Below are 12,842 nucleotides of genomic sequence, written 5' to 3'. Positions count from 1 at the left end.
GGAACGTCAGGCGCGACTCTCATCGTGGCGCGGGGCATGCCCCAGATAGACGCCGGATAGATTTAAGCAAGCCAACCACTTCACCCATTAATCAGTATTGCAAAAATGGGGGTGACCATAGATTTTTATGCGCTCCATCCAAGAGCGCCCAGTGATCTGACTCTCAAGCCGCGGCGAAAAACGGCAGTGCAAGGTATAACTTGATCACGATCACATTAATGATGTCGATGAAGAAAGCACCCACCATTGGCACCACCAGGAACGCTATCTGCGAAGGTCCGTAGCGCTGTGTCACCGCTTGCATGTTAGCGATGGCAGTTGGCGTGGCACCCAGTCCAAAACCGCAGTGCCCTGCCGCCAGTACAGCCGCATCGTAGTTACTGCCCATCACCCTGAACGTCACAAAAATCGCGAACAGTGCCATGACCAGCGTTTGTGCCGCCAGGATGATGAAGATCGGCAATGCCAGTGCAGCCAGATCCCACAGTTTGAGTGACATCAGAGCGATCGCCAGAAACAGCGACAAGCTGACGTTCCCCAGCACGGAGACTTCACGCTCAAACACCTGATACAAACCAAGTGCAGAAAGCCCATTGCGTAAAACAACACCCACGAACAAGACGCAAACGAACGCCGGCAACTCAAATGCGCTTCCGAGGAGCAGTCCGTTCAGAAGAGTACCTGCCAGTAAGCTGACGGCGATCAGCGCGAGTGTCTCGACAAACGAAAAGGGTGTGATCGAGCGCTCTTTGTTTGGCTGCTCAAAACCCTTTGGCACCCGTGGCTTTTCTTGTTCAAGGCAGCCGGGTATTTGTACACGCGTCATGAGCAGGCGAGCGACCGGTCCACCAATCAAACCGCCCAGCACCAATCCAAATGTCGCAGAGGCCATCGCAAGTTCGGAGGCAGAAGCCAGACCGTACTTCTCACTGAACGTCGCCCCCCACGCGGCGCCCGTACCGTGACCGCCGGCCAAAGTAACCGAGCCTGTCAACAGGCCCATCAAAGGATCGAGCCCCAAGAAACTTGCAAGACCGATACCCATGGCATTCTGGACCAATAGAAGCCCGGTGACTGCCAGTATGAAAACAACCACTACGCGTCCGCCTTTCTTCAAGCTGGCGAAGTCTGCGCTCAAGCCAATGGTGGCGAAGAACGCCAACATCAAGGGAGTCTGCAATGAAGTATCAAATCGGACTTCAACATCAAGGCCGCGCAAAGCCAGGAGAACCAAGGCCACCACCAAGCCGCCTGCTACAGGTTCGGGGATATTGCAGGCGCGTAAAAAGCCGACACGCATGACAAGTCCGCGCCCCAGCAAAAGGACTAAAGAGGCGGCGACAAGTGTTCCGTAAAAATCGAGCTGAAGCATTTGGGATATTCTTGCTTTACATTCAGGGGCGAACTTTTTACCTGGACACGCCTCTTGAACAGGTTGATCCATCTCAACACTGACTAGTATTGGATTCAGAGGCCGTCAATGGTCCGAATATATCGAAATATTTCTTTATAAATATTACTTGCGGCAACTTTATCAATCGCCAAGTCTCATTGCCAAGCATACAAGCCGTACTGAGCCTTGCAGTTTGTGACTAAACGTGTAAGAAATTTTATTTGCACAAATTAACTTCGATTGAATAACGAGCGACCAAGTACGCAACATTAGAGATTAATCTGATTGCAAAAATACAAATGCCCCGACATGTCGGGGCATTTGTATTGAACTGCGCTTAAAACAGCACCAGCGGCCTGGCTTACTTGATCAACCGCCAGGTGAACGGATACCGATAAGGCTGCCCTTCATTGGCCTTCACCCCGGCAATGATCGTCAGCACCAGCGCACCGATCGCGATCAGGCCAAACAGGAAGAACCCGATAATCACCACCATCAGCAAGAAGCAAATGGCCGAGGCAATGGCGACGGAGATCTGAAAGTTCAGCGCTTCCTTGCCCTGGGCATCGATGAACGGGTCCATCTCGCGCTTCATCTGCCAGAGAATCAGCGGGCCGATGATCGTGCCAAACGGAATCCAGATCCCCAGCAAGGCGGACAAGTGGCAAAACATGGCCCACTGACGCACCTCTTGGCTCGGCGTGGGCAGTGGCAGTTGCTCGTCACTCATGGCGTCCTCCTTGCCTGGAGCAGTCCGGTCAGTCGGCCAATGCGGCCTTTTGCAGTTCGAAGATCTCGTTCATGCCTTTCTTCGCCAGCTCGAGCATGGCGTTCAACTCTTCAGGCTGGAACGGCGCACCTTCGGCAGTGCCCTGGACTTCGATGAAACCACCAGCGCTGGTCATCACCACGTTCAGGTCCGTCTCGGCGGCCGAGTCTTCCAGGTAGTCGAGGTCAAGCACAGGCTCACCCTTGTACATGCCCACGGAAACAGCAGCGATCATCTGCTTGACCGGGTCACCACCCTTCAGACCGCCACGCTTCTTGATGACTTTCAAGGCATCGATCAACGCAACCATGGAGCCGGTGATCGAAGCCGTGCGGGTGCCGCCATCGGCCTGGATCACATCGCAATCGACGTACAGGGTGACGTCGCCCAGCTTGGACATGTCCAGTGCAGCGCGCAGGGAGCGACCGATCAGACGCTGGATTTCCAGGGTGCGACCGCCTTGCTTGCCACGGCTGGCTTCACGCTGGTTACGCTCGCCGGTAGCGCGCGGCAGCATGCCGTACTCGGCTGTCAACCAACCCTGGCCCTGGCCTTTCAGGAAACGCGGTACGCCCGGTTCAACGCTGACGGTGCAGATGACCTTGGTATCACCGAACTCGACCAGCACAGAACCCTCGGCGTGTTTGGTGTAGTTGCGGGTGATGCGGATCGAGCGGAGCTGATCGGCAGCGCGACCACTTGGACGTATCATAGGGAGTACCTGTACTGGGGACGGAAAACTGCGGAGCATTATAGAGCCGCCGGCCGCCACTGGGCACGTCTAAAAAATTCCGCCGACGACCGAGGGCTCTGCACCGCACGTCGGCGAAGGCCTGCCGCTCTTTGTCACACCGTGTGTTTGGGCGCATCCGCGCCACTGCGCTACAATCCTGCGCCTTTGCTGCCAGTCGGCTTTAATTCATTGATATCGGATTCCCGGAACCTCGGTTCGGTGCCGATCTGCATTGCGAGGTACCGCCATGGTGCACAGCATGACCGCCTTCGCCCGCGTCGAAAACGCCGGCGTCCAGGGCACCCTGAGCTGGGAGCTGCGGTCGGTCAACAGCCGCTACCTGGAACCCCACCTGCGCCTGCCGGAGTCCTTTCGCGACCTCGAGGGTGCTGTTCGTGAGGCCCTGCGCCAGGGTATATCGCGGGGCAAGCTCGAATGCACCCTTCGCTTCACCGAAGAAAATACCGGCAAAGCGCTGCAAATTGATCAGGAGCGTGCCGCGCAACTGGTCGCCGCCGCCGAGACCATTGCCAGCCTGATCAAGAACCCGGCAGCGCTGAACCCGCTGGAAGTCCTGGCCTGGCCCGGCGTACTGGTAGGCGACGCCATCGACCCGCAAGCCTTGAACGCCGAAGCGCTGGCACTGTTCAATCAGGGCCTCAAGGAACTCAAGGCCGGCCGCGAGCGCGAAGGCGCGGAGTTGGCGCGGCTGATCAACGAGCGCCTGACTTCCATCGAAGACGACGTGGTGACTTTGCGCGAACTGGTCCCGCAAATGCTCGCCACCCAGCGCCAGAAAGTCCTCGACCGCTTCGCCGACATGAAGGCGGAAATGGACCCGCAGCGCCTGGAGCAGGAAATGGTCATGCTCGCGCAAAAAAGCGACGTCGCCGAAGAACTGGATCGCCTGAGCACCCACATCATCGAAGTTCGCCGGGTGCTCAAATCCGGCGGCGCTGCCGGTCGGCGCCTGGACTTCCTGATGCAGGAACTCAACCGCGAAGCCAACACACTGGGCTCCAAAGCCTTCGACCCGCGCAGCACCCAGGCTGCGGTCAACCTCAAGGTGTTGATCGAGCAGATGCGCGAACAAGTGCAAAATATTGAGTAAGGCTACCCCGACATGACACACAGCACCGGCACCCTGTACATCATTTCCGCCCCTTCGGGCGCGGGCAAGAGCAGTCTGGTCAAGGCCCTGACCGACGCCGATCCGGAGATCCGCGTCTCGGTCTCCCATACCACCCGCGCCATGCGCCCCGGTGAAGTGAATGGCGTGAACTATCACTTCGTCGACCGCAGCGAGTTCGTGAAGATGATCGAGCACGGGGATTTCCTCGAGCGCGCCGAAGTGTTCGGCAATCTCTACGGAACTTCGCAAAGCCACCTGCAGCAGACTCTGGACGAAGGCCACGACCTGATTCTGGAAATCGACTGGCAAGGTGCCGAGCAAGTGCGCAAGCTGATGCCTCAGGCCCGCTCGATCTTCATTTTGCCGCCGTCATTGCAGGCCCTGCACCAGCGCCTGACCAATCGCGGCCAGGACAGTGACGAGATCATTGACGGCCGGATGCGCGAAGCCGTCAGCGAAATGAGCCACTATGTCGATTACGACTACTTGATCATCAACGACGATTTCGCCCACGCGCTGCACGATCTGAAGGCGATTTTCCGCGCCAATCAGCTGATTCAAAAGCGTCAGCAGCAGCGTCACGGCAAATTGCTGGCTGAATTGCTCGGTTAATCAGCTCTTCCCAAAACCGCTGCAAGGGCTTTACATTGGTACTTGCAGCGCGTTGAAGGGCTTGGTCAAAAAATCAGCGCTTCCCTAATCGCTGGTGATTTTTTAAACTGTTGAGTCCGCTCGCCCATCCGGGCAGCGCGCATATTGCATTTGCTACGAGGAAGACCATGGCCCGCGTAACCGTTGAAGACTGCCTAGAACACGTGGATAACCGCTTTGAGCTGGTCATGCTCTCTACCAAGCGTGCCCGTCAACTGGCCACCGGCGGCAAAGAGCCGAAAGTAGCATGGGAAAATGACAAGCCTACCGTCGTCGCCCTGCGCGAAATCGCTGAAGGCCTGATTGACTACGCAGCTATCGCTGAAGCCGAAATTGTTGAAGATGAACCGCTTTTTGCTGCATTCGAGGACGAGTCCAACGAGGCCGTCTAAGCCTATGCCTGGTCGACGTAGCACGGCGCGGGATCACAGCTTGCGGCAGGAGATATCATGCCGAGCATAGATGCCCTCGCCGATCGCTTATCGACCTACCTCGGCAACGACCAGGTCAACCTGGTCCGCCGAGCGTATTTCTACGCCGAACAAGCCCACGACGGCCAACGCCGCCGTAGCGGCGAGGCGTACGTCACGCACCCGCTCGCGGTTGCGAATATTCTTGCCGACATGCACATGGACCATCAGAGCCTGATGGCTGCAATGCTGCATGACGTGATCGAAGACACCGGTATTGCCAAGGAAGCGCTGCAAGCGCAGTTCGGCGAAACCGTGGCCGAACTGGTCGACGGGGTCAGCAAACTGACCCAGATGAATTTCGAGACCAAGGCGGAAGCCCAGGCTGAAAACTTCCAGAAAATGGCCATGGCCATGGCCCGCGACATTCGCGTGATCCTGGTCAAGCTGGCCGACCGCCTGCACAACATGCGCACCCTGGAAGTGTTGTCCGGCGAAAAACGCCGACGCATCGCCAAGGAAACCCTGGAAATTTATGCGCCCATCGCCAACCGGCTGGGCATGCACGCCATTCGCATAGAATTCGAAGACCTCGGCTTCAAGGCCATGCACCCGATGCGTTCCGCGCGGATCAACCAGGCGGTCAAACGCGCCCGGGGTAACCGCAAGGAAATCGTCAACAAGATAGAAGAGTCCTTGAGCCACTGCCTGGCCATTGATGGCATCCAGGGCGAGGTCAGCGGCCGGCAGAAACACCTCTACGGCATCTACAAGAAAATGCGCGGCAAGCGTCGGGCCTTCAACGAGATCATGGACGTCTACGCGTTCCGGATCATCGTCGACAAGGTCGATACCTGCTACCGCGTGCTGGGCGCTGTACATAATTTGTACAAGCCTCTGCCGGGACGCTTCAAGGACTACATCGCGATCCCCAAAGCCAACGGCTATCAGTCGCTGCACACCACGCTGTTCGGCATGCACGGCGTACCGATCGAGATCCAGATCCGTACCCGCGAAATGGAAGAGATGGCCAACAACGGCATCGCCGCCCATTGGCTGTACAAATCCAGTGGCGACGAGCAGCCCAAAGGCACCCATGCCCGCGCCCGCCAGTGGGTCAAAGGCGTGCTGGAAATGCAGCAACGCGCCGGCAACTCGCTGGAATTCATCGAAAGCGTGAAGATCGACCTGTTCCCGGACGAGGTCTACGTGTTCACGCCCAAAGGCCGGATCATGGAGCTGCCCAAGGGCTCCACCGCGGTCGACTTCGCTTACGCAGTGCACACCGACGTGGGCAACAGCTGTATTGCCTGCCGAATCAATCGTCGTCTCGCGCCGCTGTCCGAACCGCTGCAAAGCGGCTCCACAGTCGAGATTGTCAGCGCTCCCGGCGCCCGCCCGAACCCGGCCTGGCTTAACTTCGTGGTCACCGGCAAGGCGCGCACGCACATCCGCCACGCACTGAAACTGCAACGCCGCTCCGAATCCATCAGCCTTGGCGAACGCCTGCTGAACAAGGTCCTCAACGGTTTCGACAGCGCGCTGGAGAAAATCCCGGCCGAACGCATCAAGGCCATGCTTGTCGAGTACCGTCTCGAACTGATCGAAGATTTGCTCGAAGACATCGGTCTGGGCAATCGCATGGCCTATGTGGTGGCCCGCCGACTGCTGGGCGAAGGCGAACATTTGCCAAGTCCGGAAGGCCCGCTGGCGATTCGCGGCACCGAAGGCCTGGTGCTCAGCTACGCCAAGTGCTGCACGCCGATCCCGGGCGACCCGATTGTCGGCCACCTGTCCGCCGGCAAAGGCATGGTCGTGCACCTGGATAATTGCCGCAATATCAGCGAAATCCGGCACAACCCGGAAAAATGCATCCAGCTCTCGTGGGCCAAGGATGTCACCGGCGAATTCAACGTCGAACTGCGCGTCGAGCTGGAGCACCAGCGCGGCCTGATCGCCCTGCTGGCCAGCAGCGTCAACGCAGCCGACGGCAATATCGAGAAAATCAGCATGGACGAACGCGATGGTCGCATCAGCGTGGTCCAGTTGGTGGTCAGCGTGCACGACCGCGTGCACCTGGCCCGTGTGATCAAGAAACTGCGCGCCTTGTCCGGGGTGACTCGCATCACCCGCATGCGTGCATAGCTCGCCAACACATTACAAGGAGTCATATATGACCAAGACTGTTATCACCAGCGACAAGGCCCCGGCCGCCATCGGTACTTACTCCCAGGCGATCAAGGCTGGCAACACCGTTTACATGTCGGGTCAGATTCCTCTGGACCCAAAAACCATGGAACTGGTTGAAGGCTTCGAAGCCCAGACCGTCCAGGTGTTCGAGAACCTCAAGGCCGTGGCGGAAGCCGCTGGCGGTTCGTTCAAGGACATCGTCAAGCTGAACATCTTCCTCACCGATCTGAGCCACTTCGCCAAGGTCAACGAGATCATGGGCAAGTACTTCGACCAGCCTTACCCTGCCCGCGCCGCCATCGGTGTAGCAGCCCTGCCAAAGGGTTCGCAGGTTGAAATGGATGCCATCCTGGTCATCGAGTAATGCGTGCGGCGCAGCTCAAGGCTGCGCCGACTGCTCTGCTGTAAAGAAAGCTTGAAAGGATTCCACCATGCGCAACGCGCTTGCTCTCTCGCTGCTCGCCCTGTTCCTGGGCGGATGTGCCAGCAATCCTGCCGATCGTGATGTCAGCGGCACCTGGATCAACCAGGTGGCGATCGATGCTGCAGCCAAAGGTGTCCCCCTGCGTGAAGCGCTCCAGGCCTATGGCCCGAATCTGGAATGGGACATCAACACCAAAGCCAGTCAGGCCCGCTACACCAACGGCTTTGAAAACGTCGAAGGCAAACTGCTGGGTGAAGAGTCCGGTGCCTGGAAAGTCGACTTTTATGGCAGTTCGGCCAGTGAGCTGACGCGTGACGGCAAGCAACTGAGCCAGTCTGCCAGCGACAACGAGCCCGAACAGATCTTCGACCGCGCCCAGATCCCGGTGCCGGAGGGCGCTCCGATCGGCGCCAGTTTCGAGCGTGCACTGTATTCAGCCTACATGGGCGGCGGCTGGACAATCGTCAGCGGTCCCGGCGAAGGCAGCACCGTGCAATTCCAGGCCGATGGCCAGGTAACCGGCCTGCCAGGCAGCGACCGCTATGCGTTGTGCCTGGCCGGCGATTGCGCATCCATGAGCGGCGGCAACGACAACATGTGGCTGCAACAAAATGGCCAAGGCAACGCCTGGATCTTTGCGCGCAAGGGCAAAGAGCTGGAGATTTTCCAGACCGTGAACACGGCGCAGGCGGATGAAATGCCCTCGTTCACCCCGGGTGAGCGCAAGTGGCTGCTGGAAAAGCAGTAAACCCCTGAAAAGATCGCAGCCTTCGGCAGCTCCTACATGTGTACATGTAACTTTGTAGGAGCTGCCGAAGGCTGCGATCTTTTGCTATTAGCAGCTAACAGCGCCCTTCCAGAATCGCCGCATACCCCTCGCGGAAACTCGGATACTTCGGCGTCCAGCCCAAGGCTTTAGCCCGCGCATTACTGCACCGTTTGCTGCCAGTGCGTCGCACGCTGTCGTCATCAGCCCATTCGGTCACACCCAGATACTCGCGCAACCAGCCCACCACATCCGCCAGCGCTGCCGGTGCGTCATCGACGCCGATGTAGATATCATCCAGCGCCACACCACGTCGATCCGCCTCAAGCAGGCACGCCATCAACCCCGCGGCATCGTCCGCATGAATCCGGTTGGCATACAACGGTGGTTCGACCGCCACGCGATAACCCCGGCGCACCTGCGTCAGCAGCCATTCACGACCAGGGCCGTAAATACCGGTCAAGCGCACGATACTGGCCGGAATGCCGTTTTTAAGGGCAAGTTGCTCGGCTTCGAGCATCACACGTCCGGAATAACCTGCCGCCACGGCTGGCGAAGTTTCGTCGACCCACTCGCCCTCCTGTTGCCCGTAAACACTGCTACTGGAAACAAACAACAGGCGATTGGGCATCTGCCCGTAGTCGTTCAGCCACTCCAGCACATGCTCCAGGCCCTGGACATACGCAGCGCGGTAACCGGCTTCGTCGTGATCGGTGGCCGCCGCGCAATACACCAGGTAATCCACGGCACCGATTGGCCAAGTGGCTGGGCAGTCTTTGTTGAACAGGTCACCGGCAACACCGATGACGCCCTTGGGCAGGCGTGAAACGTCGCGTCGCAGGCCGTGAACCTCCCACCCAGCCGTCAGCAGTTGTGTGGCCAGGCGGCTGCCGACATCACCGCAGCCGGCGATCAAAACAGTAGGCGCAGACATCAGAAAACTCCCATCGGAAAGCCACAGACTAGCGCCGGCAATAGACAGGCGGCTAGCAATGCAGGAAAAAAAGAGACGCTATTACTTCTGTTAACAAGAATTACTTGCAATAATGCACCCCACTTTTGTTCTCGGCCTTTCGAGGCCTGGAAGAACATCACCCGTTTTTTCTCTCAGGTCCGGCCAGCATGACACGCAATCAATTCCCCGCTTCGCCAACCAAACGACCTCGCGCCTGGAGCGCGGTGGCTGCCCTGCTCCTCAGCCTGATGCTCGCACCAGTCACCGCTTTCGCCGATGCCCAGGTATCCGCTACTCCGGCCGCCGCTACAGCACCTGCACCGGCCGCGACCGATCCTGCCCAGGCAGCACCGGCAGAAACCTTGGGTGAAGACGTTCCTGAAGTCCTCGAAGCCGACAACACCCTGGGCATGGCCCATGACCTGTCGCCGTGGGGCATGTACAAGAATGCCGACATCATCGTGAAAATCGTGATGATCGGCCTGGCCATTGCTTCGATCATCACCTGGACCATCTGGATCGCCAAGGGCCTTGAGTTGATGGGCGCCAAGCGTCGTCTGCGCGATGAAATCGCCCAACTGAAAAAATCCGCCTCCCTCAAGGAAGCCAGCGCCACTGCGGCGAAGGAAGGCACCCTGGCCAACCTGCTGGTGCATGACGCCCTCGAAGAGATGCGCCTGTCGGTCAACAGCCGTGAGAAAGAAGGCATCAAGGAACGCGTCAGCTTCCGTCTTGAGCGCCTGGTCGCGGCCTGCGGTCGCAACATGAGCAGCGGTACCGGCGTATTGGCGACCATCGGCTCGACTGCGCCGTTCGTCGGCCTGTTCGGCACCGTGTGGGGCATCATGAACAGCTTCATCGGCATTGCCAAAACCCAGACCACCAACCTCGCCGTCGTCGCGCCAGGCATCGCCGAAGCCCTGCTGGCTACCGCGATGGGCCTGGTTGCAGCGATCCCTGCAGTCGTGATCTACAACGTTTTTGCCCGCTCCATTGCCGGCTACAAGGCCCAGGTGTCCGACGCTTCGGCACAGGTCCTGCTGCTGGTCAGCCGTGACCTCGACCACCAGCCTGAGCGCAGCTCGCAACCGCACATGGTGAAAGTGGGGTAATCGGCCATGGGCCTGCATTTGAAGGAAGGGGCAGACGACGATCTGTCCGAAAACCACGAAATCAATGTCACGCCGTTCATCGACGTGATGCTGGTGCTTTTGATCATCTTCATGGTGGCGGCCCCTCTGGCCACCGTGGACATCAAGGTCGACCTGCCCGCCTCGACCGCCAAGCCGGCGCCGCGGCCAGAGAAACCGGTGTTCCTCAGCGTCAAGGCTGACCAGCGCCTGTTCCTCGGCGAAGACGAAGTGAAGGCCGAAGCACTCGGTGCCACGCTCGACGCCAAAACCCAGGGCAAGAAAGACACGACAATCTTCTTCCAGGCCGACAAAGGCGTGGATTACGGCGACCTGATGAGCGTGATGGACAACCTGCGCTCTGCCGGTTACCTGAAAGTCGGTCTGGTCGGACTCGAGACGGCAGCCAAAAAATGATCACGACGCGCCATAAGCTGACGCGTTACAGCGGTAGCCTGGCCGTGGTGTTGGGTGTTCACGCGCTGGCCATCGCGCTGGCGCTGAACTGGTCCGCCCGTCCGCCCATCGAATTGCCCCCTCAGGCAATGATGGTCGAGCTGGCACCGGTTCCTGCCCCGCCACCGCCTGCTCCGCCGAAGGTCGTCACCCCGCCGCAGCCACCGGCTCCGGTTGAAGAACTGCCGATACCCAAGCTCGCTGAAGCGCCGAAAGCTGAAATTGCCGTGCCCAAGCCGGTCAAACCCAAGCCGAAGCCGCAGCCGCCCAAGCCGGTAGAGAAGAAACCCGAACCGCCGAAGGAAAAGCCGGCCGAAGAGAAACCAGCCGAAACGCAACAGACTCAGACGCCAACGGAGAAATCCGCCCAGCCTGCGCCCGGCCCTTCGCCGGCTCAACTGGCGGCCAAGGCCAGCTGGCAAGGCACCTTGCTGGCGCACCTGCAGAAGTACAAGAAGTACCCGGCAAGTGCCCAGGCGCGGGGCAAGGAAGGCATGAACCGTCTGCGTTTCGTCGTGGATGCCGAAGGCAATGTGTTGTCGTTTGAGCTGATAGGCGCCTCGGGCACTGCCGATCTGGACCGGGCCACCCTGGAAATGATCCGCCGCGCTCAACCGCTGCCCAAGCCACCGGCCGACATGCTGACTAACGGCTCCATCGAAATCGTTGCACCGTTTGTTTATTCGCTGGAAAAACGCCGGCGGTAAAAAGCAGCAGATCAAAAGATCGCAGCCTGCGGCAGCTCCTACACGGGTTAATGTGATCCCTGTAGGAGCTGCCGCAGGCTGCGATCTTTTTTGCCTTTCGCATTGCCCAGTGTCACTCGACACGTACAGTCTGATAACGTGCGTCTATCGATTGCAGCCGGTATGCTTGGCCCGCAACTTCATGGACGCTTGCTATGACTCTTACAGAATTACGCTACATCGTTACCCTCGCCCAAGAGCAGCACTTCGGCCACGCGGCCGAGCGTTGCCACGTCAGCCAGCCGACCCTTTCGGTGGGCGTGAAAAAGCTTGAAGACGAACTCGGTGTGCTGATTTTCGAGCGCAGCAAAAGTGCCGTGCGCCTGACCCCGGTTGGCGAAGGCATCGTCGCCCAAGCGCAGAAAGTGCTGGAACAAGCCCAGGGCATCCGCGAACTGGCCCAGGCCGGCAAGAATCAACTGACCGCCCCGCTCAAAGTCGGCGCGATCTACACCGTCGGGCCTTACCTGTTTCCGCACCTGATTCCACAACTGCACCGGGTCGCCCCGCAGATGCCGTTGTACATCGAGGAAAACTTCACCCACGTGCTGCGCGACAAACTTCGCAACGGCGAGCTCGACGCGATCATCATCGCCCTGCCGTTCAATGAAGCCGACGTGCTGACCCTGCAACTCTACGACGAGCCCTTCTACGTACTGATGCCGGCCCAGCACCCGTGGACGCAAAAAGAATCCATCGACGCCAACCTGCTCAACGACAAGAGCCTGCTGCTGCTCGGCGAAGGTCACTGCTTCCGCGATCAGGTACTGGAAGCCTGCCCGACCCTGACCAAAGGCAACGACGGCGCCAAGCACACCACGGTGGAATCCAGCTCCCTGGAAACCATTCGCCACATGGTCGCGTCCGGCCTGGGTATTTCGATCCTGCCGTTATCGGCAGTCGACAGCCATCACTACGCCCCGGGCGTGATTGAAGTGCGCCCGCTCTCGGCACCCGTACCGTTCCGCACCGTGGCCATTGCCTGGCGCGCGAGCTTCCCGCGTCCGAAGGCGATTGAAATCCTCGCCGACTCCATTCGCCTGTGCTCGGTGGCCAAGCCAGCGGCACAAGTCGCTGCGGGCTAAGC

14 protein-coding genes are annotated in these 12,842 nt (G+C 59.2%); 10 read left to right on the top strand and 4 right to left on the bottom strand.

Translation table 11 applies throughout. From position 1 onward, the window contains the following. Nucleotides 1-163: 163 nt before the first annotated feature. The 3 genes from gltS to rph all read right to left on the bottom strand — a co-directional run bounded on the left by gltS (nt 164) and on the right by rph (nt 2,874). Nucleotides 164-1,372, bottom strand: coding sequence for a sodium/glutamate symporter (gene gltS, locus KW849_RS24225; protein ID WP_218431570.1), 1,209 nt, complete (start codon nt 1,370-1,372; stop codon nt 164-166). Nucleotides 1,373-1,754: 382 nt separating this feature from the next. After that, nucleotides 1,755-2,123, bottom strand: coding sequence for a DUF4870 domain-containing protein (locus KW849_RS24220; RefSeq protein ID WP_007996522.1), 369 nt, complete (start codon nt 2,121-2,123; stop codon nt 1,755-1,757). A 28-nt stretch (nt 2,124-2,151) separates the two neighbouring features. Further along, nucleotides 2,152-2,874 (bottom strand): ribonuclease PH, encoded by a 723-nt coding sequence (gene rph, locus KW849_RS24215; RefSeq protein WP_007989575.1) that lies wholly within the window; start codon nt 2,872-2,874, stop codon nt 2,152-2,154. Nucleotides 2,875-3,142: 268 nt separating this feature from the next. Here rph and KW849_RS24210 point away from each other — a divergent pair, with 268 nt between their 5' ends. From KW849_RS24210 to KW849_RS24185, 6 genes are all read left to right on the top strand, one after another. After that, nucleotides 3,143-4,006, top strand: a complete 864-nt coding sequence (locus KW849_RS24210) for a YicC/YloC family endoribonuclease (RefSeq protein WP_115948392.1) — start codon at nt 3,143-3,145, stop codon at nt 4,004-4,006. Nucleotides 4,007-4,018: 12 nt separating this feature from the next. Beyond that, complete coding sequence (gene gmk / locus KW849_RS24205; protein ID WP_007975181.1) at nt 4,019-4,639, top strand: guanylate kinase; 621 nt, start codon at nt 4,019-4,021, stop codon at nt 4,637-4,639. A gap of 167 nt (nt 4,640-4,806) precedes the next feature. Further along, a complete protein-coding gene (gene rpoZ, locus KW849_RS24200; RefSeq protein ID WP_007921129.1) occupies nt 4,807-5,070 on the top strand; it encodes a DNA-directed RNA polymerase subunit omega in 264 nt (87 codons plus the stop codon). Between the two features lie 57 nt (nt 5,071-5,127). Continuing rightward, nucleotides 5,128-7,233, top strand: coding sequence for a bifunctional GTP diphosphokinase/guanosine-3',5'-bis pyrophosphate 3'-pyrophosphohydrolase (gene spoT, locus KW849_RS24195; RefSeq protein WP_218431569.1), 2,106 nt, complete (start codon nt 5,128-5,130; stop codon nt 7,231-7,233). A 28-nt stretch (nt 7,234-7,261) separates the two neighbouring features. Then, on the top strand, nt 7,262-7,642 hold the full coding sequence (locus KW849_RS24190; protein ID WP_003229509.1) for a RidA family protein: 381 nt from the start codon (nt 7,262-7,264) through the stop codon (nt 7,640-7,642). 67 nt (nt 7,643-7,709) lie between these two features. Beyond that, a complete protein-coding gene (locus KW849_RS24185; RefSeq protein ID WP_218431568.1) occupies nt 7,710-8,450 on the top strand; it encodes a hypothetical protein in 741 nt (246 codons plus the stop codon). Nucleotides 8,451-8,544: 94 nt separating this feature from the next. Here KW849_RS24185 and KW849_RS24180 read toward each other — a convergent pair whose 3' ends face one another. Next, the gene (locus KW849_RS24180) at nt 8,545-9,402 is read right to left on the bottom strand and encodes an SDR family oxidoreductase (RefSeq protein WP_218431567.1); all 858 of its coding nucleotides are present in this window, start codon (nt 9,400-9,402) and stop codon (nt 8,545-8,547) included. A 188-nt stretch (nt 9,403-9,590) separates the two neighbouring features. On the opposite strand from KW849_RS24180, the gene exbB reads away from it, so the two are divergent. The 4 genes from exbB to KW849_RS24160 all read left to right on the top strand — a co-directional run bounded on the left by exbB (nt 9,591) and on the right by KW849_RS24160 (nt 12,840). Then, nucleotides 9,591-10,535: a tonB-system energizer ExbB gene (gene exbB, locus KW849_RS24175; protein ID WP_218431566.1), complete on the top strand. Its 945-nt coding sequence runs from the start codon at nt 9,591-9,593 to the stop codon at nt 10,533-10,535. 6 nt (nt 10,536-10,541) lie between these two features. After that, the gene (exbD, locus tag KW849_RS24170) at nt 10,542-10,970 is read left to right on the top strand and encodes a TonB system transport protein ExbD (RefSeq protein WP_007989589.1); all 429 of its coding nucleotides are present in this window, start codon (nt 10,542-10,544) and stop codon (nt 10,968-10,970) included. Further along, complete coding sequence (locus KW849_RS24165) at nt 10,967-11,716, top strand: energy transducer TonB (RefSeq protein WP_218431565.1); 750 nt, start codon at nt 10,967-10,969, stop codon at nt 11,714-11,716. The genes exbD and KW849_RS24165 overlap by 4 nt, the downstream gene beginning before the upstream one ends. A 194-nt stretch (nt 11,717-11,910) precedes the next feature. Then, nucleotides 11,911-12,840 carry a hydrogen peroxide-inducible genes activator gene (locus tag KW849_RS24160; RefSeq protein ID WP_108218876.1) on the top strand — a complete coding sequence of 310 codons (930 nt, stop codon included), beginning with the start codon at nt 11,911-11,913 and terminating at the stop codon, nt 12,838-12,840. Nucleotides 12,841-12,842: the final 2 nt, after the last annotated feature.

Source organism: Pseudomonas sp. PDM26 (genome assembly GCF_019219185.1).
Taxonomy (GTDB): Bacteria; Pseudomonadota; Gammaproteobacteria; order Pseudomonadales; family Pseudomonadaceae; genus Aquipseudomonas.
The sequence above is the reverse complement of the archived record's forward strand: the minus strand, read 5'-3'. Positions and strand labels throughout refer to the sequence as shown.

Excerpts from the sequence above, each read along its gene's own strand:
- gltS (WP_218431570.1), bottom strand. The coding sequence starts at position 1,372 with ATGCTTCAGCTCGATTTTTACGGAACACTTGTCGCCGCCTCTTTAGTC.
- KW849_RS24220 (WP_007996522.1), bottom strand. The coding sequence starts at position 2,123 with ATGAGTGACGAGCAACTGCCACTGCCCACGCCGAGCCAAGAGGTGCGT.
- rph (WP_007989575.1), bottom strand. The coding sequence starts at position 2,874 with ATGATACGTCCAAGTGGTCGCGCTGCCGATCAGCTCCGCTCGATCCGC.
- KW849_RS24210 (WP_115948392.1), top strand. The coding sequence starts at position 3,143 with ATGGTGCACAGCATGACCGCCTTCGCCCGCGTCGAAAACGCCGGCGTC.
- gmk (WP_007975181.1), top strand. The coding sequence starts at position 4,019 with ATGACACACAGCACCGGCACCCTGTACATCATTTCCGCCCCTTCGGGC.
- rpoZ (WP_007921129.1), top strand. The coding sequence starts at position 4,807 with ATGGCCCGCGTAACCGTTGAAGACTGCCTAGAACACGTGGATAACCGC.
- spoT (WP_218431569.1), top strand. The coding sequence starts at position 5,128 with ATGCCGAGCATAGATGCCCTCGCCGATCGCTTATCGACCTACCTCGGC.
- KW849_RS24190 (WP_003229509.1), top strand. The coding sequence starts at position 7,262 with ATGACCAAGACTGTTATCACCAGCGACAAGGCCCCGGCCGCCATCGGT.
- KW849_RS24185 (WP_218431568.1), top strand. The coding sequence starts at position 7,710 with ATGCGCAACGCGCTTGCTCTCTCGCTGCTCGCCCTGTTCCTGGGCGGA.
- KW849_RS24180 (WP_218431567.1), bottom strand. The coding sequence starts at position 9,402 with ATGTCTGCGCCTACTGTTTTGATCGCCGGCTGCGGTGATGTCGGCAGC.
- exbB (WP_218431566.1), top strand. The coding sequence starts at position 9,591 with ATGACACGCAATCAATTCCCCGCTTCGCCAACCAAACGACCTCGCGCC.
- exbD (WP_007989589.1), top strand. The coding sequence starts at position 10,542 with ATGGGCCTGCATTTGAAGGAAGGGGCAGACGACGATCTGTCCGAAAAC.
- KW849_RS24165 (WP_218431565.1), top strand. The coding sequence starts at position 10,967 with ATGATCACGACGCGCCATAAGCTGACGCGTTACAGCGGTAGCCTGGCC.
- KW849_RS24160 (WP_108218876.1), top strand. The coding sequence starts at position 11,911 with ATGACTCTTACAGAATTACGCTACATCGTTACCCTCGCCCAAGAGCAG.